14 protein-coding genes are annotated in these 17,763 nt (G+C 60.8%); 1 reads left to right on the top strand and 13 read right to left on the bottom strand.

The annotated features are described in order from the left end of the window. Window positions 1-127 precede the first annotated feature (127 nt). On the top strand, window positions 128-1,645 hold the full coding sequence (locus RS75_RS00670; protein WP_045016374.1) for an MFS transporter: 1,518 nt from the start codon (window positions 128-130) through the stop codon (window positions 1,643-1,645). A 28-nt stretch (window positions 1,646-1,673) separates the two neighbouring features. Here the strand turns inward: RS75_RS00670 and RS75_RS00675 are convergent, their stop codons facing one another. The 13 genes from RS75_RS00675 to RS75_RS00735 form a co-directional block, all read right to left on the bottom strand. Continuing rightward, window positions 1,674-2,855 (bottom strand): acyl-CoA dehydrogenase family protein, encoded by a 1,182-nt coding sequence (locus RS75_RS00675; RefSeq protein ID WP_045016376.1) that lies wholly within the window; start codon window positions 2,853-2,855, stop codon window positions 1,674-1,676. Window positions 2,856-2,968: 113 nt separating this feature from the next. Then, on the bottom strand, window positions 2,969-4,072 hold the full coding sequence (locus RS75_RS00680) for an LLM class flavin-dependent oxidoreductase (protein WP_045016378.1): 1,104 nt from the start codon (window positions 4,070-4,072) through the stop codon (window positions 2,969-2,971). 142 nt (window positions 4,073-4,214) lie between these two features. After that, window positions 4,215-5,294 carry an LLM class flavin-dependent oxidoreductase gene (locus RS75_RS00685; protein ID WP_045016380.1) on the bottom strand — a complete coding sequence of 360 codons (1,080 nt, stop codon included), beginning with the start codon at window positions 5,292-5,294 and terminating at the stop codon, window positions 4,215-4,217. Continuing rightward, window positions 5,291-7,021 (bottom strand): dipeptide ABC transporter ATP-binding protein, encoded by a 1,731-nt coding sequence (locus RS75_RS00690; RefSeq protein WP_045016382.1) that lies wholly within the window; start codon window positions 7,019-7,021, stop codon window positions 5,291-5,293. Before RS75_RS00690 ends, RS75_RS00685 begins: the two co-directional genes overlap by 4 nt. After that, the gene (locus RS75_RS00695) at window positions 7,000-7,848 is read right to left on the bottom strand and encodes an ABC transporter permease (RefSeq protein ID WP_045016384.1); all 849 of its coding nucleotides are present in this window, start codon (window positions 7,846-7,848) and stop codon (window positions 7,000-7,002) included. The genes RS75_RS00690 and RS75_RS00695 overlap by 22 nt, the downstream gene beginning before the upstream one ends. After that, window positions 7,845-8,849, bottom strand: a complete 1,005-nt coding sequence (locus RS75_RS00700; RefSeq protein ID WP_045016387.1) for an ABC transporter permease — start codon at window positions 8,847-8,849, stop codon at window positions 7,845-7,847. The genes RS75_RS00695 and RS75_RS00700 overlap by 4 nt, the downstream gene beginning before the upstream one ends. Before the next feature lie 29 nt (window positions 8,850-8,878). Further along, the gene (locus RS75_RS00705) at window positions 8,879-10,528 is read right to left on the bottom strand and encodes an ABC transporter substrate-binding protein (RefSeq protein WP_045016389.1); all 1,650 of its coding nucleotides are present in this window, start codon (window positions 10,526-10,528) and stop codon (window positions 8,879-8,881) included. Between the two features lie 477 nt (window positions 10,529-11,005). After that, window positions 11,006-13,315, bottom strand: a complete 2,310-nt coding sequence (locus RS75_RS00710; RefSeq protein WP_045016391.1) for a molybdopterin guanine dinucleotide-containing S/N-oxide reductase — start codon at window positions 13,313-13,315, stop codon at window positions 11,006-11,008. An 18-nt stretch (window positions 13,316-13,333) separates the two neighbouring features. Further along, a complete protein-coding gene (locus tag RS75_RS00715; RefSeq protein WP_045016393.1) occupies window positions 13,334-14,740 on the bottom strand; it encodes an FAD-binding oxidoreductase in 1,407 nt (468 codons plus the stop codon). Between the two features lie 132 nt (window positions 14,741-14,872). Continuing rightward, window positions 14,873-15,475, bottom strand: coding sequence for a 2-hydroxychromene-2-carboxylate isomerase (locus RS75_RS00720; RefSeq protein ID WP_045016395.1), 603 nt, complete (start codon window positions 15,473-15,475; stop codon window positions 14,873-14,875). Continuing rightward, complete coding sequence (locus RS75_RS00725) at window positions 15,472-16,050, bottom strand: TetR/AcrR family transcriptional regulator (protein WP_045016397.1); 579 nt, start codon at window positions 16,048-16,050, stop codon at window positions 15,472-15,474. The genes RS75_RS00720 and RS75_RS00725 overlap by 4 nt, the downstream gene beginning before the upstream one ends. 49 nt (window positions 16,051-16,099) lie before the next feature. Continuing rightward, window positions 16,100-17,128: a ketopantoate reductase family protein gene (locus RS75_RS00730; RefSeq protein ID WP_045016399.1), complete on the bottom strand. Its 1,029-nt coding sequence runs from the start codon at window positions 17,126-17,128 to the stop codon at window positions 16,100-16,102. Window positions 17,129-17,472: 344 nt separating this feature from the next. Beyond that, entirely contained in the window at window positions 17,473-17,757 is a 285-nt protein-coding gene (locus RS75_RS00735) for a copper-binding protein (RefSeq protein WP_045016401.1), read from the bottom strand. Window positions 17,758-17,763: the final 6 nt, after the last annotated feature.

The raw sequence follows: 17,763 nt of genomic DNA on the forward strand, positions 1-17,763 counted from the left end.
CATCCAATTCAGTTATGGTCAAGCTTTCACTAGTTTGCCTTCAGTTCCCAACACACGGACCGGAGCGAGCGTGTCTTTCGGATGACCGAATGTCGCCACGACGGTTCGAACCAAAAAAGGCTGAAGAATGACCCTTGCCGTTACTGCCTCGCCCGGCAGCAGAAGCGCCTTCGCGCTCGCCGCCGTCTGTCTTTCCGCCCTGATGTTCGGACTGGAAATCTCCAGCGTGCCCGCGATCCTGCCAACGCTCGAACAGGTGTTGCATGCGGATTTCCGGCAGCTTCAGTGGATCATGAACGCCTATACGATCGGCGTGACCATGGTGCTGATGGCAACCGGTGCCCTGGCTGATCGTTTCGGCCGCAAACGCGTCTTCGTCGCCAGCATCGTCGCTTTTGCCCTTTCCTCTCTCGCCTGCGGAATGACTGAAAGCGTGGCCGTACTGATCGGCGCCCGCTTTCTTCAGGGCTTGAGCGGCGGGGCGATGCTGGTGTGCCAGATCGCCATCCTGTCACACCAGTTCCGCACGGCCCGTGAGCGCGGCATGGCGTTCGGCTGGTGGGGTATAGTCTCCGGTGTGGGGCTGGGTTTCGGGCCGATCATTGGCGGCGCCATCGTTGCGCTGTGGAGCTGGGAATGGGTGTTTCTCGTTCACGTGGCACTCAGCATCGTGACATTGCTGCTTGCCGTGGGTGGCGTCAGAGAATCACGCGATCCGGAGGCGACCCGTCTTGATCTAGCCGGTATCACCACGCTCTCGGTTGCCGTGTTCTGTCTCGCCTTTTTCATCACACAGGGGCCGGAACTCGGCTTTGCCAGTGCAAAAGCGCTTTTGATCCTCGGCATCTCGGTTGCGAGTTTCATCACCTTCGTCATCGTGGAAAAGCTCACTCCGAGACCGATGTTCGACTTCTCCGTGTTCCAGATCCGGCCTTTTTCCGGGGCGATCGTCGGCTCGGCGGCGATGAACATCAGCTTCTGGCCGTTCATGATCTATCTGCCGATCTGGTTTCAGGCGGGCCTCGGTTATGACAGCGTCACCGCCGGTCTCGGCCTACTCGCCTACACGCTGCCTGCGCTGGTCGTGCCGCCGCTGGCCGAGCGCCTGTCGTTGCGTTATCAACCCCGTCTCGTCATCCCGGCCGGGCTGTTCACCATCGGTCTCGGCTTCATGCTGATGAAATTTGGCAGCGTTGCCGCAAATGCGAGCTGGCTGACCATGCTGCCCGGCTGCATACTGTCCGGTGTCGGGCTTGGGCTGACCAACACGCCGGTCACCAACACAACGACGGGTGCGGTTCCGGCCGCGCGTTCCGGAATGGCCTCCGGCATCGACATGAGCGCACGAATGATCTCGCTTGCCATCAACATCCCCATCATGGGCTTCATTCTGGTTGAGGGCGTCTGGTCGTCGCTTCGGGCGAACCTGCCGTCCAGCACGGATAGCTTCGATCTGCGTTCGCTGGCGGAGAAGATCGCCGCCGGAACCGCCGGATCGACACGGGGTATTTCGGATGCGCTCGTCCATCAGGCACTCGCAGACGGTTTCGGTCTGGTCATGCTCTATGCCGGCATCAGCGTCTGGCTGCTCGCCGCTCTCAGCTTCACGGTCTTCGGCCCGGCGCGGAAGCTTGCCCATGGTTAGGGGCGGCTTTTGCACGGGTACTGTTAATTCAGGCGGTTTTCAGGATTTGCAGGCCGGCCGGAGGCTGGGCCGTCGCAGTCTCGTCGCGGCTCCAGCGGCCAAAGGCGGCGCGGCCCAAAATGGAAATCGACGTATCTTCCTGCGGAGCATGGACGAGCACGGTCTGGATGTCGCGAAAATGCCGTTCAAGCCCCAACTCGGTGCCAAGACCTGGATTGCCGATGCCGCGCACGGCGATCTGCACGGCTTCGTGCAGCTGTCGGCCGGCCAGCAGTCTTGCCCTGATGAAGTCTTCGGCGTTGCCGTTACTGTTTTCGAGGGTGCCAAAAATGATCTGACGGGCACCGGAAACCAGAAGGTCGATTTCGCCTGAAAGCGTTATGAAACGTTCCGTACGGGCGATGGGATGGCCAAGATTGGCTGGCACACGCTCATGCGCGAAGCGGATGAATTTGGCCTGGGCGGCCTCGGCCACGCCGAGATAAAGCGCGGTCAAAGCCAGCGTGATTGCGGCGTGCGCCCGGTTGTCCTGCTGGGCCACCGATGGGTCGACGAGATCAATGACGTTTTCCGCCGGGATTTCGACATGGGCATATTCGACGTCATGCGATCCGGTGGCGCGCATGCCGAGGCTCTGCCAGTTCTCGATGACCTTGATGCCCGGCAATCCGTTCGGCACCACGAATGTTCCGATACGCGCCGGCGTTTCGTCGGTATGCGCCCAGACGAGGAAATGCGTGAGACCGTAGGCGCCCGTCACGAAGCGTTTGCGGCCGGTGATCGACCAGCCGTTTTTTGTCCGGCGGGCGAGCGTTGCAGGCAGGCCGCCGCGCGCCGGTGAACCCAGTTCCGGCTCGACGCGCGCGGCGTTGAGCAGCAGCGGCCGTTGTTTCGCATCCGTCAGAAGCCGCCTGTAGAGATCTTCGGGCCAGTGGCTTTTTGCGGCCTGGGCGAGATGGGTGAAGATCGTCATGGCGCTGATGAGGGCCACGGAGGGATCGCCCCGGCCAAGTGCCGCGAGAATATGGGCGGTCTCGGCAAGCGTGGCGCCCTGGCCGCCATAACGCGTCGCAACCGTGCTTTCGAGAAGGCCGCTCTCGTGAACGGCTCGGATACCCTTCCAGGGAAACTGGCCGGTCTGATCCGCATCCGGTGCGGCCTGTGCAAGGACGCGCACGGTTGCGTCGAGGACGATTGTATCATGGGACATGCGGGTCGAGGCTCTCTGGCTGTGGTGGAACGCCATCTCCCGGGCGAGGGGTGGCCGGCTCCGTCTGCACTTCAAAAAAGTGCCCGGTCAGACGACCGGGCCCGATCGCGGCATCAGGCTGCGGTCTTTTTCTTTGCATTTTCCCGTTCGCGAATACCCTCACGAACAAGCGGCAGGATATACCGGCCATAATCGACCGCATCGTTGTAATTGTCGTAGCCCCGGATCGAGATCAGATCGGCGCCAAGATCGATATAGTCGAGAATGGAATCCGCAATCGTGCGTGGCGAGCCGACCAGTGCTGTGGTGGCGCCGCTGGCATTGGTGGCGGTGACCGTGGGGTACCAAAGGGCGCGGTCATGCACGTCGCCGCGTGCCGCAATCTCCAGAAGCCGCTGCGAACCGACATTGGCCGGGCGTGCCGCATTGAGCGGTGCGCGCGTCACGCCTTTCTGGCGGTTCTCGTTCAGGCGATCCAGAGTTCTGTGGGCTTTTTCCCAGGCCAGTTCGTCCGTCTCCGCGACGATCGGCCGGAAGGTGACCCAGATGCGGGGGCGATCGGTCCGGCCCGCTTTTGCGGCCTCCGCATAGACCCGCTCGATCTGCTGCTTGGTTTCGGCAAGTGGTTCCCCCCAGAGCCCGAAGATATCGCAGAGCGAACCGCCGATGCGATAGGCGGCATCAGACGATCCACCGAGCGAAATTGGAATAAGCCCGTTGGTGGGCCGCACCGCGCTGCGGAATTGCTTGAACTGGTAATATTTTCCATCGAAGTCGAAGGGCTCTTTGGAGGTCCACGCCAGACGCAAGATACGGATATATTCCTCCTGCCGCTCGTAACGTTCCTCCTTGTTGAGGAAATCACCTTCACGCGCCTGCTCTTCGTCGCTGCCACCGGCAATGAAGTGCACCACGACACGTCCTCCGCTCAACTGGTCGAGCGTTGCAAGCGATTTGGCGGCAACCGTCGGATAAACCGTGTTCGGCCGCAGGGCGACGATGATCTTGATGTGTTTCGTGTGCGCCAGCACCGTGGCGCCCAGCGTGAAAGGATCGAAGGACGATGAGGAATAGGGGATCAGCGTGTAGTTGTAGCCGTAATCATCGAGGACACGGGCATAACGCTCCAGGAAGACGGGATCCACGGGCGCATCGGGCAGGGGGGTGAGGTCGTTCGATGCATTGGGAAAGCTTACGCTGATAAATTCCGCGGCCATGGGAGCTCCTTCAGGTTCAATGCGGGCATGTTAGGACGTGGCGGATTGACGAGGAAGACAGGTCTTTCTTTTTCTATGGAATATGTAGAAAATATTCCCTGCGACGGCGTCTGATATAGGACCAGCAACTGCTGCGGCGTAGTCAGCGGGCGGGCGACCAGCCAAGGCTTGGGCCCACCGTTTCCGCAAGGTCGGTCAGCAGCCGTATGTTTTCGGCCAGGCCGAAGGCAGGCGGCAAAAACAGTACGACCTCATCGGCCGCTGCAAGGCCCGGATCGTTGAACACCGCTTCCAGTACCTGATCGGGGGTGCCCTGAAAGACGGGCGAAATCTGATAACCTGCGGGCTGGGCTGCCTGTTCGAGAGCGCCTTTGGGGCGAGACGCGGCAATACCCTTGGTGCGCCGTTCCAGATCATAGGCCGCATATTTTTCCCGAAGCTCGGTGGTGGTGCCAACCAGAATGGAGGCGGCGACGGCAACCGGCGGCGGTTCCGTTTCCCACGTCTTGCGCCATGTGGAGCGGAAAGCCTCGATGATGCGGGCCTGATAGTGTCCGAAAGTCTCGCCTTCGGCCTGATCGTGCTGGACGGTTCCCGAGATAAGGCCGATGCCGAGTTCCGCCGCCTGCACGGCCGAACCAATGCTGGCAGCACCTTGGCGAATACGTGAGCGCAGGGTCGGGCTGTGCGGCGTCACGCGCAGTTCGGTGCCCTCCGGATTGGCCTCTCCTCCTTCGATACGGTGCAGGACATCGCCTGCGATCGCCGAGAGGAAGCGGGCCTGACGGCGTCTGGCTTCCGTTCGGCTATCGGTGTCAACCGTGCCGAATACGGCATCGAAGGTGGCGTTTGCGCCGGTCGAGATAGCAAGTTCCAGCCGCCCGTCGATCAGCAGGTCGGTCGTGCCGGCCGCCTCGGCGAGCAGGATCGGATCCTGATAACGCATCGGGATGACCGCAGAACCCAGCGTGATATGGCGGGTGTGCTGGCCGGCGGCGGCGAAGAATGGAAGTGGTGAGGACAGATAATGGTCGAAATGCCGCTGATAGGCCCAGCCGGACTGATAGCCCAGTTGTTCGGCGGCCTTGAACAGCTCGATACCCTCGCGCAGCCCCTGCGCCGGTCCCGCATCGTCGTTGAAGGAGACCCGGGTGTTGAAGCCGAGTCGCTGTTTGGGACGGAAGGGTGCAGGCTGGGTATCGGCGGGCGCGGCGATGGTCATGCGATCTTTTCCTTGTCGAGAACCCGCCGGGGCGAAGCCTGTGGCACACGGGCGATGGTAGCTGCGCCTGACGGGATCGATTCCAGCAGCGACGCGGTATAGGGATGCTGCGGATTATCGAAGATATCGACGACCGTTCCATGTTCGACGATACGCCCTCGCTGCATCACCGAGACGGTGTGGGCGAGCTGGCGTACCAGCGCGAGATCATGGGAGACGAAAACATAGGTCAGGCCGAGCTTCGCCTGCAGCGAAAGCAGCACTTCGACGATGTCGGCCTGGACGCTGACATCAAGTGCGGAGGTCGGCTCATCGAGCACGATCACATCAGGCCTGAGAACCAGCGCCCGGGCAATGGCCACGCGCTGACGCTGGCCGCCCGAAAGGGCCGCTGGTTTGCGGGTGAGCAGATGTTCGCTCAAGCCTACATTGGCCAGAGCCTCGCGGACAGTTTCGAGCCGTTCAGCGCGGGTTCCGATCTTGAAGCGATCAAGCGGCTCGCGCACCAGCTGCTCGATATTCCAGGTCGGATCGAGCGAGGTAAACGGGTTCTGGTAGACGAACTGGAGGTGACGCCATGTTGCACGCAGCGATGTGTGGGAGCGGCCGGTCAATTCTTCGCCGGCTACCGATATCGTGCCGGTGTCGGGTTCCTCGAGGCCGAGCAGCAGCCGGATGGTCGTCGTCTTGCCAGAACCGGATTCGCCGACCAGGGCATGGGTGGTGCCGGCAGGCACGTTGAAGGATACGTTGTTGACCGCCGTCAGTACCCTGTCGCCAACCCTGAAATTCTTGGTGACGGCGTTGATCGCGATCTTGGGCTTCGTGGCGGCATCGGCCTTCAGCAAACGGAAGCCTGGGTCGCGCAGCCGGGCGTAGCGGTCCGGATTGAGGGCCGGGACGTCGGCATGCAGTTTCCTTGCATAGGCGGAGGCGGGTGCGGAAAAGACCGATGCGGTGCTTCCGGCTTCCTGAACGGTGCCACCCTTCAGGACCACCAGCGAATCCGCCCGTTCGGCGGCGATCGCCAGATCGTGGGTGATGAGGAGCAGGCTGATACCCAGTTCCTGCTGCAACCGCGAAAGCAGATCGAGGATACGTTTCTGGATCGTCACATCGAGCGCCGAGGTCGGCTCGTCCGCGACCAATAGCGAGGGACGGGGCAGAACCGCAAGGCCGATGAGCACGCGCTGCAACATGCCGCCGGACAATTGGTGTGGGTAGGAATCGTAGACGACATTCGGATTGTCGAGCCCCACCTGCGCGAAAGTCTCGAGAATGAGCGCCTTGCGGATCACCTTGTCAGGCTCATCGAGCAGTGCTGCGGCTTCCATTGCCTGCGCGCCGATTGTCCTGACCGGGTTGAGCGAATTGCCGGGGTCCTGCGGGACAAAGCCGATGGCGCGTCCGCGCAATGGCCGGAAATTGCGCTCCGGTAACCCCAGTATCTCCTGATCACCGAAGGTGACGCGGCCGGTCGCATGTCCTCCGCTCGGCAAAAGTCGGAGGATCGCGCGGGCGATCGTCGACTTGCCGGAGCCGGACTCGCCGATGAGGGCAAGGCTCTTGCCGCGCCCGAGTTCGAAGGAGACGTTGCTGACAACCTCTTGTCGCCCGTAGGCAACCGAAAGGTCGTCGACCCGAAGAAGCGGGGCCGCTTGCAACGGCTTGGGCACGATGGCCAGGGGGCGGGCGATAGTGGTGGTCAGTCTGTCTTGCGTAGCCATCGGCTGATCCTGTTCACAGAGAGGACGGTCGCGATTGTGACGAAGGCGGGGGCGTATACCAGCCACGGCCATTTGAGGTAGTCCTTGCCGATCGAGATCAGCAGGCCCCAGTCGGAGGCGGGCGGCGGGTCGCCGTATCCGAGAAAGGCAAGGCTTGCGATCACCAGGATCGACTCGCCGAACTGCAACACGGCAAGCGGCAGCACCGAGCGTGACGCGTTCGGCAGAACGTGGCGCAGAAGGATGAACCAGCGCGAGCCGCCGAGCAGGAACGAAGCCTCCACGAATGTCGCCTGTCTGGTCTTGATGACCTCCGCACGCGTGACGCGGGCAAAGACCGCCACGGCCGAGACGCCGGTGGCGATTGCGGCATTGATGGTCTCGAAGCCGATGGCGGTGACGACAATCACCGCCAGCAGGAATTTTGGAATCGCCAGGAGTACGTCGACCAACCGGGCAAGGACGATATCGACCCAGCCGCCGAGAAAGCCCGCGAGAAGCCCGATGAGACCGCCGGCGAAGACGCCGATGACCACGGCGACCAGCGCGCTCGATACGGAGGAGGACGTTCCATAAACGACGCGTGTATAGACATCGCGACCGAGGTGGTCGGTGCCGAACCAGTGTGCGAGGCTTGGACCGAGCAACTTGTCCGCCGGCACGCCGACGACCGGGCTGTGGCTGGTAAACAGGCCGGGCGCGAGCGACCAGGCGATGACGAGCGCGATGATGGCGAAGGACAACGCGACGGTTAGCGGTATCCGCAGCGTCGTCAGCCGGCTTGCGGGGCTGGCGCTCGGCAGGGAGGCGTTTGAGAAGAACGTCATGGTGTCACCGCCTTGGTAGTGGAAGCCTCGTCGGCGGTGGTCGGACGACGCTTTTGCCCGCCGAGAATTTGCACGCGCGGGTCAAGTAAGGGGTAAAGCAGATCGGCAATCAGGTTGATGAGCACGAAAACCACCGCTCGCAGCGAGACGATCGCCTGCAACACGGGCAGATCTTGCGTGCTGACCGAGCGTTGCACGAGACTGCCGATACCGGTTCTCCCGAACACAGTCTCGGTGATCAGCGAGCCGCCGAGAAGCTCGCCTATGGTCAGCGCCACCACCGTTACGACGGGCAATGAGGCGGGCTTGAGCAGATGCTTCGTGAAGAGGCGCAGCTGCCCGATGCCGCGACCGCGCGCGACGGCGGCGTATTCCTGCTCGGCTTCTTTATCGAGATTTGCGATGAGCACTTCGGCAATCTGCGCTGAAACTGGAATTCCCAGCGCGACTGCCGCAAAGAGCGTCGCCCAGAAACTGTTGGGATCGATCACCCGGAATAGGCCGATCTGGAAGCCGAAGACGTGGATGAGCACCAGCCCGATCACGAAATTGGGCACGGACAGGAACAGGGAAGGAAACCCTCTCAGCAAGCCCTGCCCGAACCGTTTGGGTACGACCTGGGTTCCATAGGCAACCGCCATTGCCAGCACCAGGGCGACCGCAAGACCTGCCGATGCGAGAATAAGCGTCGAGGGCAACACCTCGGTGATCAAGGTCGCCACGGGCCGATTGGATCGCATCGAGAGACCCAGATCGCCTGTCAGAAAACCAGACAGGGCCGACCACAGCTGCACGATGACCGGTCTGTCCAGCCCCTGCGCGGCGATGATTTCCGCGATCTCCTGCTCCGTGAACCCGTTCTGAGGGTTGCGCAGCACGCTGGTGATCGGGTCGCCAGGCAGGATGCTGACGACCACGAAGGTGAAGACATAAGCCAGCAGTATGACGACGACCGCCTGGCCAAGCCGCTTGGCGGCGTAGGTTAGGTAGGCATTGCTCATGCCGGTGACCTCCTTCACGTTTGTGTCCGTCAGTCGCTGATGGAGGCGGTGTAGTAGCTGGCATAAGCCACGCCATTATACACTTCGCCCTTCAGCTTTGGTGACTGCACGTAGATCCGCTGCACGATCTGTGTTCTGGGAATGAAATAGCCCTGCTCGAGGACGTATTTCTGCAACTCGTCGAGAAGCGGGCTACGCTCATCAACGGAACCGGCCCCGGCGATCTTGTCGCGCAGCCCATTGAGCGTCGTGTCGCGGTCGTCGAGGGCGAACCAGTTCTCGCCATTATTGGCGTTGGTGAGAATGCTGGCGACGGTGCCTGCATCGATGAAGCTGCGTGTCACCTCATAGGTTGGCACGGCCGCACCGCCGAATTTGACCTTCTCACCGAAGGTGACGACATCGTAAGCGCGGATAGCGACTTTCCAGCCGATCTTGCCGAGTTGCTGGGCGATGAGTTCATCGACCGACTTCGAGGTTGCGAGATAGGGATTGGAGTGGATCGTCAGCGACAGCGGTTTGCCGTCCTTCGTCCGGATGCCGTCGGCGCCCTTCACCCAGCCGGCCTCGTCGAGCAGCTTTTCGGCCTTTGCGGGATCATAAGCGAGAAGACCGCTGTGATCGGTCGCACCCGGCACGTTGCTCTGGATGAAGGATGTGGCGAGTTTCCAGTCCGGGGTATAGACGGTGTCGATGATTTCCTGCCGGTTAATGCCGGTCTGAAGCGCCTGACGAACCTTCACGTCATCATAGGGAGGAAGCTTGGTGTTGACCGCCCAGCCATTCACGAAGCCGAGATAACGCGGTGTCGCGACGGTAAAGCCCTCCTCGTGCAGCGACTTCAGCTCCTGAGGCGAAGCATTGTATGCGACATCGGCCTGGCCGGACTGGACGGAGGCGACACGCAGGGAGGGTTCCAACACGAGCTTGTAGGTAATGGAATCCAGGAAGGCCGGTCCGGTATGGCCGACGGCTGCCGGACCCCAATTGTAATCCTTGCGTTTGACCAGCTTGACGTAATCGCCTTCCTTCCAGGATTCGACCACATAGGGGCCGCTGCCGGAGGTCTTGCTGAGGTCCGCCTGCTGGGTTGCGGGCTGCGCGATGGTCTTCGGGGAAATCAGGATCGAGCCATGATAGCCGAGCGTCGGAATAAAGCCGAGCGTCGGCTTCTTGAAGAAGACCTTCACCGTGGTCGCGTCCACCGCCTCGGCGCGGTCATAGGTCTTGGGGAAAAGACCGATCGGGTTGATGCCTTCGTTCTTGCGGCCAGCATACCAGATGTCGAGATTGGCAACGACCGCCGATGCATCGAGAGGCGTGCCATCGGAGAAGGTCACGCCGCTTTTGAGGTGAAGTGTGAACTCGGTGGCCGTGTCATTCTGCTCCCAGCGCTCGGCAAGCCATGGGCTGACCTTGCCGTCGGCATCGACATAAAGAAGCTTGTCGGCCACATGGCCCCAGATGTGGCCCTGAAAGCTGGAAATTGCGCTATTGTTCGGGATCCAGGTATCGCCAAGTGAATCGATAAGGAAGGTGATGTCACCGCCGTTGTGCGGACTATCGGCGGCCTCAACCGGAGCAGGTCCCACCGCCGTCAGAAGCGCGAATGCGCCTGCAAGAGTGGTTGTTAGCAGACCCCGGCGAGAAAAGGGAAAAAGGGAAGAACGTACAGTCATTAAAAAAATCCTGATTGGCGAGTTATGTCTTTGTGATTTCAGGGCCACCGTTGCGCTTCACGTCTGCAAATTGCGCATACGGGAAGGCGTTCACACGACAGTCCTGCCGGTGGTTCCAATGTCCTGAAATCGGGATAAATGTGCCTGCGTGACCTCTGGGAGGGTCCGACCGATGTTACGGCGTTGCCGTTACTGTTCAGCCCTTGACGGCTCATTCGATCGCAGGCCGTGCTTGCTGATACATCGTGCGGTCATGACGCGGTCCCTTTGTTTTTGAAATTCGGATCTTGATGCATAGCGTAGCACGGTAGCCTGAAGGAGAAAGACCAGTTGTTCTTTTTCTATCGAATTAATGGATTATTTTGCCGCAGTTTCCGAAGGTGGTAGGATCAGCTTTTCCGACGCTCGTTTCGCCCGGCGATGGGCCTTTTCGGCCGGTGTCGGAACGCGGTGGCCGTAGGTAGGCCAGCGAGACGATCACCGCCCCGTTGTCTCTTTTGCAAATGTCATCTTTTCGAAAATCCGCACCGGCGGTGCTTCCCCGGCAAAACGTTCGACCTCGACTCTGGTGATCTGCCCGGTCGAACCCTGCGCCAGTTTCGAGGTGCCGATATCGCGCGTCAAAATGTTGGGATTGCCGTGAATGCACATGGCATGTTCCGCTTGCGGGTCATGCGGTTCGAACCACGCGCCGGTTGCCAGTTGCATCACGCCGTGGCGCACATCCGTGCTCAGAACGGCTGCGGCAAGGCAGCTGCCGCGGCTGTTGAACAGTCGGACGATATCGCCATCGGCAATGCCGCGCCGGGCGGCGTCTTCGGGGTTGATGCGCACCGGTTCCCGGCTCCTGATTTTGGTGGAGCGGCTGAAAGCGCCGTAATCGAGCTGGCTGTGCAGCCGCTGATGCGGCTGGTTGCACACCAGATGCAGCGGATGGAGGGCTTCGTCTTCCGATTTCGACCTGCCGGGATACCATTGCGGATGGCCACCGCAATCGTCATAGCCGAAACCCTCGATCGTCTGCGAGAAGATTTCGATTTTTCCGGATGGGGTCTTCAGCGGGAAGGCCGAGGGGTCGTCCCGGAAGGCCCGCGCAGGCCCGCCATCATCCGGCTTGAGCGGCAGGCTTATTTCTCCACGCTCCCAGAATGTCTCGAAATCGGGAGCCTCATGCCCGCCCGCCGCCAGCGCCCCACGCGTTGTTTCATAAAGGAAGGCAAGCCATTCCCGGCTGCTGCGGTTTTCGGTGAAGGCTTCGACTTTGCCGAGGCTGCGTGCGATCTCGGAGAAGATTTCATAGTCATCGCGCGCCTCGCCAACCGGCTCGATCAGCTTTTTCATCGCGATCATCAGAGGATCGCGGTCAGCCGCGCCAATATCGTCGCGCTCGAGTGTCGTTGTCGCCGGCAGCACGATATCGGCATGCCGCGCCGAAGATGTCCAAGCGGTCTCGTGGACGATAATGGTTTCCGGCCTTCTGAAGGCAGCCCGCAGCCTGTTGATATCCTGATGGTGGTGAAACGGGTTGCCGCCCGCCCAGTAAACCAGCCGGATATCGGGATAGCGCATCCTCTGGCCGTTATAGTGATATTCCTCGCCCGGATTGAGCAGCATGTCGGCAATACGCGCGACCGGAATGAAATCCGCGACCGGATTTTTGAACTGGCTGAGGGTTGGCAGGGGAACGGCCAGCAGGTGCTTGCCGACATTGCCCAAAGCGCCGAGAGAATAGGAATATCCGCCGCCGTCCAGGCCCATCTGCCCAAGCATGGCGGCCAGCACGATGCCCAGCCAGACCGGTTGCTCGCCATAATCGGCGCGCTGAAGCGAATGGCTGACGGTGATCAATGTTCTCGTGCTCGCCATGGCGCGGGAGAGTCTTTTGATCGTGTCCGTGTCGATGCCGCAAATGCCGGACGCCCATTCCGGGCTTTTCGCGACGCCATCGGTCCGACCCAGCAGGTAGTCCTCGAAACGCTGGTAGCCGACGGTGTAGCGGTCGAGAAATCCGCGATCATGCAGGCCCTCGGTGACGAGAACATGGGCAAGGCCGAGCATCAGGGCAACATCGGTACCGGGAATGATCGGCAGCCATTCTGCGTTCAGGTCTTTTGGAAAATCGTCTTTCAGCGGGCTGATCAGCACGAAACGTGCGCCGCGTGCACGCGCGCCCTTCAACTTCTGCGGTACGACATGCACGCTATTGCCGCCGCCATGCACGTCCGTGTTCTTGATCGCCATGCCGCCGAAGGCGACGATCAATTCGCTGCTGCGCTCGATCGCATCCCAGGTGACGCTCTTGCGGTCGAAGTGATCATAGGGTCCGAGCACATGCGGAATGATGACCATTGCCGCGCCGGAACTATAGGTATTGACGGAGCGCACATAGCCGCCAAGCACGTTCAGAAAACGGTGAACCTGGCTCTGGGCGTGATGGAAACGGCCGGCGCTCGACCAGCCATAGGATCCGCCGAATACGGCCCGGGGGCCGTGATTTGCATAAACGCGCTGAAGCTCCTTCGCGACGATATCCGCCGCCTGCGGCCAGCTGACTTCCACATACTCATCCGCCCCCCGCATCTGCGCGTTGCCGGGCCTTCCCTCCAGCCAGCCGCGCCGGATCGCCGGACGGCGGATTCGTGCCGAGCTATCGGCGATCGCCGGCAGATTGCCGAGCAAGGGCGAAGGGCGCGGATCGCTGGGATGCGGACGGATATCGAGCTTACCGTTGTTGTAACGGCCGGAAAACGCACCCCAGTGAGAGCTGTGGGTCCTATAATTATCCATCTGCGAAATCCCGCGTGGTCAGAGTGTTTCTCGGCGGCCGGGCAAGTCCTGGCTCGGCAGGATTTTGCCCGGATTCATGATACCGGCCGGATCGATGGCGTTTTTGATGACGGCCATGAGGTCCACGGCATCGCCGTGTTCCTGTCGCAGATAAGCGATCTTGCCGGTGCCGACCCCATGCTCGCCGGTGGAGGTGCCGCCGACCGAGATGGCGTGCTGCACCATCTTCTTGTTGATCGCGGCCACCTCATCGAGTTCCGTCTGGTTCGAAGGATCGACAGCGAAGACCACATGATAGTTGCCATCGCCCACATGGCCGAGAATGGCGGCGGGCACGCTGCAGTCGCGCAGCAGTTCACGGGTCCTGACGATGCAGCCGCTCAATTCGGAGACCGGCACACATACATCGGAGGACCAGCCCTTGGCGTTCGGGCGCTGGGAAACTACGGCGTAAAACGCATTGTGACGCGCCTTCCACAGGCGGTTACGGTCTTCCGGCGCATTCGCCCATTCGAAATCCCGGCCGCCATTGTCTTCCACTATGGCGGCGACCATTTCGACCTGCTCCTGCACGCCGGCCGGCGAACCGTGGAATTCGAAGGCGAGCGTGTCTTCGACTTTGAGGGAAAGATTGGAATAAGCGTTGACGGCTTCGATCAGGCCACGGTCCATCAATTCCATTCTGGCGACGGGAATGCCGAGCTGTACCACTGCGATGGCTGCGGCAACCGCCTGTTCGACGCTTTCGAAGGAGCAGAGTGCTGCCGAGATGGTTTCCGGAATCCCGTAAAGTCGCAACGTCACTTCCGTGATGATGCCGAGCGTTCCTTCCGAGCCGACGAACAGTCGCGTCAGATCGTAACCTGCCGATGACTTGCGTGCTCGTCCACCGGTGCGGATCACCTGACCAGTCGGCAAAACGACCGTCAGCGACAGGACGTTTTCACGCATGGTACCGTAGCGCACGGCATTGGTGCCGGACGCACGCGTTGCGGCCATGCCGCCGATCGAGGCGTTGGCACCCGGATCGATCGGAAAGAACAGACCCATGTCGCGCAGGTGCGTATTCAGTTGCTCGCGTGTGACGCCGGCCTCCACCGTGCAATCGAGATCCTCGGCGCTGATACGAACGATTTTCGACATGCGTGACAGATCGACCGAGACGCCGCCGCGCACCGCCGTCAGATGTCCCTCGAGCGAGGTGCCGGTGCCGAAGGCGATGACGGGAACACCTTCAGTGGCGCAAAGCCGCACGATTTCCGCCACCTCGTCCGTGCTTTCCGCAAAAACGACGGCGTCGGGAATAGCCGGCGTATGGTGGGATTCGCCACGGCCATGCTGTTCCCGCAATGCCTGCGCGGTGGAAAAGCGTTCACCGAAACGGTTGCGCAACGCTTCTGAGAGAAAGGAAGACAGCGCGCTCATCGCTCGGCTCCGGATCTATCTGTGCGACGCCGGTTGAGAGGAAGAAACATGAGAAACTCCGCAAAAACAGTCTGGAGACAGTCGAAAACCGGGCGCAGCCTGATGGCAAGGAGCGCCCGTTTCCGGCAGGGATCAGGCGACCAGTTTTTCGCCCTTGAGATGACGTTCGAGGAAGGGCAGGCTGTCCTGCCCCCAATAAAGCTCGCCCTCGTAACGGAATGTCGGAAGCCCGAACACGCCCGCCGTCTTCGCGGCCTCGTAATTGGCTTTCCAGATTGTGGCGACGTCGTCGCTTCCACCACGTTCGTCCAGCGCCGTGCCATCGAAACCGGCCCCGTCAGCGATTGCGCGGCGGATTTTGGCGTTGCCGATGTCTTTACCGCCTTCCCAGAAGGCCTCCTGGAGCGCCTTGGTCAGCTTCAGCCAGTCCTTGCCCGCATCGATGGCGGCAATGACCATGAAGCCGGCCGGGGTGGGATCGGAAAGGGCAGAGCGGTTGTCGAAGTTCAGCGATTTGCCGCGCAGGGCAGCCCAGCGCTTCAAATCCTTCGTCCAGTAGGCGCGGCGCGCCTCCGGGCGGTTGCGCGAATAGATCGCGCCATTATCCTCGATCAGCGGGATGACATAGGGCCGGATCGTGGCGTTCTGTTCACCGGCAAGGGCGGAGAAAGGCTCCAGCCCGAGGAAGGACCAGGGGGAGCCGATGCCGAAGAAATAGTCGATGGTCTTTGTCATGCCTTGTCTCCTGAGGATGTCTGGCCGGTTGCGAGATCGAACACCGAGAGCGCGCAATCCTGGGCGATGAGAACGGCATGTGGATCGCGCCCGACCGCAACCGTGGCAAGCGCGCCCTCATAAAGAAGCGAAAGATGGGAGGCGGCCTGATCCAGCCGGACCCCGGCCTTCAACATGACAGCCTCGAAGATGTCCCGCACCATCCGTTTATGGGTTCTCGCCACGGTGACGACCCGTTCGGAATCACCATGTTCGGCGACCGCGAGTGCAAAGGCGCAGCCTCTGAATTCGGGGCTGTCCGCTTTCTCGTAAAGCCGCTCGAAAATCACCTGGATCTGGTCCCGCGGATCAATCGTCGCGGCCAGAACATCCCGCAGCGAGCGAATGACGCGGTCGTGGCGATCCTGGAGATAGGCTGCAACGAGATGATCCTTGGACGGAAAATGTCGATAGAGAGTAGCTTTTGCGACCTTTGCTTCTTCGATGATGCGGTCGATCCCGACTGCCCGGATACCTTCGTTGTAAAATAGCGCACCGGCGGCGGTGATAATCTGATCTGGAATGGCTTCTCTCATTTTATCGCTTCAGTCTTGTGGGTTTCATGTGAGGAACAGGCCGCACGCATCATTGCACGGCGGCAAGACCGATCTTGTCGCGATCCTGGAATTGTCCGGCGAGAGACCGGATCGCGTCGAGTGGCGCCGCCTTCGCGAAACCGCCCTGCTGTGCAAGCCTGCCGGCGAGAGACTGGATGGCCTCGTTATATGGTGTCGCGATGTTGTGCAGACGCCCGAGCAGCACGATTTCCCCGTTGAGAAAATCGACCTCGCTGGAAGCACCCCGGGCGAAGCTCTGCCAGGTCGATTGCTGGCCGGGCTCGATGCCGCTGTTTTGAGCAATATTCCAGCCTGAAATGTCGATGGTACGCTCGGAAGGGGAGGCGAGATTGTATCCGGCTGCCTCAAGGGCCTGACGGGCTTCATGGACCAGCGCTTCGCCGATCGATGCCCTCTGGTCGTCCTCTCCGTCGAACAGATCCAGCGCATTGCGGACGTTGTGAAGCAGTTTTGCCGATTTCCAGCGGCGGATATCGTTGCTGGTTTCCGCAAGATAATCGGCGCGAATAAGGTCTGCGGCGATCTCAATTGCCGTAGTGTCGGAACCGGCCGGGAAACGTCCTATGGTGACCACGCCGACTTGCGGATTGCCGGCCGCCGCAACTGCGCCCGTTTGCGTAAACCGTGCAGGGGTCAGAATGCTGGCAGCATAAACATTGGCGAAGGTCCTGAGCGCCAGCGCTTCCGTCGCCAGACCGTTCTGAAAGGTAACCAGCGGTAATCGGGCTGCCGTCGTGCCCTCTGCTCCCGATACCTGACGCCATGACCAGTCTGCCAGCGTGGCTGCCGCATCCTGGGTCTTGACGGTTAGCAGCAGGATGTCATCGAGCGTCAGTTCCGGCGGATCGGATACATCGAAGGCATTCAGCCTTATCTGCCGCGTGCCCGAGGGGCGCTGATAGCTCAAGCCGTGTTTGATGATGGAAGCGATTTGTGCACCGCGTCCGATCAAGGCGTATTCGATGCCGGAAAGCTCGAACTGTGCGGCAAGGCTCGCGCCGACCGCGCCTGCGCCAATGATAACGTATCGTGTCACCTTTTCTCCAATTCAACCGGACCGATATTGCTCCGGTATCCAACGCAGCCGCGCAGATTGCCGGGTCGATACAGGATTTCACTCACCATCGGTCCTCCTTGAGAGCGACCGATGGTGACAGCTAAACTAGGCATGAGAAGTGTTTCAAGAAAGACAGGTCGTTCTTTTTCTATCTATTTTGTAGAAAATAATTTGGCATGGGAGCGCTTTGCGATCACCTTATTCCCGACCCCGGTCCAGAATTGTCCGAGGGTAACAAATTGTGTGGGTTCGATCGCCACACGTTTAATCGCGCACGCCTGTGCCTGTCCGGTCAGTCACGGGCGTGCGCGGGTTGATATGCCTTACTTCACCTGGGCGACGACCAGCTTGCCGTCCGCACGTTCGGCGACGAACTCGATGTTCGCGCCTTCCCTAAGCTTGGCGAGCAGCGCGTCGTCCTTAACGCGGAACACCATCGTCATGGCCGGCATATCGAGGTTCTTCAGTTCCTCATGGATGATGGTGACTTTCTTGGCCGTGGCGTCGACCTTCTTCACCGTGCCCTTGGTGAATTCCTGTGCGAATGCGCCGAAGGGAGCGGCAAGCAGGAGCGCTGCTGCAAAGGAGATTTTAACGATCGTCTTCATGGTCAG

Origin of the sequence: Rhizobium nepotum 39/7, assembly GCF_000949865.1 — a bacterium.
Taxonomy (GTDB): domain Bacteria; phylum Pseudomonadota; class Alphaproteobacteria; order Rhizobiales; family Rhizobiaceae; genus Agrobacterium; species Agrobacterium nepotum.

Excerpts from the sequence above, each read along its gene's own strand:
- RS75_RS00670 (WP_045016374.1), top strand. The coding sequence starts at position 128 with ATGACCCTTGCCGTTACTGCCTCGCCCGGCAGCAGAAGCGCCTTCGCG.
- RS75_RS00675 (WP_045016376.1), bottom strand. The coding sequence starts at position 2,855 with ATGTCCCATGATACAATCGTCCTCGACGCAACCGTGCGCGTCCTTGCA.
- RS75_RS00680 (WP_045016378.1), bottom strand. The coding sequence starts at position 4,072 with ATGGCCGCGGAATTTATCAGCGTAAGCTTTCCCAATGCATCGAACGAC.
- RS75_RS00685 (WP_045016380.1), bottom strand. The coding sequence starts at position 5,294 with ATGACCATCGCCGCGCCCGCCGATACCCAGCCTGCACCCTTCCGTCCC.
- RS75_RS00690 (WP_045016382.1), bottom strand. The coding sequence starts at position 7,021 with ATGGCTACGCAAGACAGACTGACCACCACTATCGCCCGCCCCCTGGCC.
- RS75_RS00695 (WP_045016384.1), bottom strand. The coding sequence starts at position 7,848 with ATGACGTTCTTCTCAAACGCCTCCCTGCCGAGCGCCAGCCCCGCAAGC.
- RS75_RS00700 (WP_045016387.1), bottom strand. The coding sequence starts at position 8,849 with ATGAGCAATGCCTACCTAACCTACGCCGCCAAGCGGCTTGGCCAGGCG.
- RS75_RS00705 (WP_045016389.1), bottom strand. The coding sequence starts at position 10,528 with ATGACTGTACGTTCTTCCCTTTTTCCCTTTTCTCGCCGGGGTCTGCTA.
- RS75_RS00710 (WP_045016391.1), bottom strand. The coding sequence starts at position 13,315 with ATGGATAATTATAGGACCCACAGCTCTCACTGGGGTGCGTTTTCCGGC.
- RS75_RS00715 (WP_045016393.1), bottom strand. The coding sequence starts at position 14,740 with ATGAGCGCGCTGTCTTCCTTTCTCTCAGAAGCGTTGCGCAACCGTTTC.
- RS75_RS00720 (WP_045016395.1), bottom strand. The coding sequence starts at position 15,475 with ATGACAAAGACCATCGACTATTTCTTCGGCATCGGCTCCCCCTGGTCC.
- RS75_RS00725 (WP_045016397.1), bottom strand. The coding sequence starts at position 16,050 with ATGAGAGAAGCCATTCCAGATCAGATTATCACCGCCGCCGGTGCGCTA.
- RS75_RS00735 (WP_045016401.1), bottom strand. The coding sequence starts at position 17,757 with ATGAAGACGATCGTTAAAATCTCCTTTGCAGCAGCGCTCCTGCTTGCC.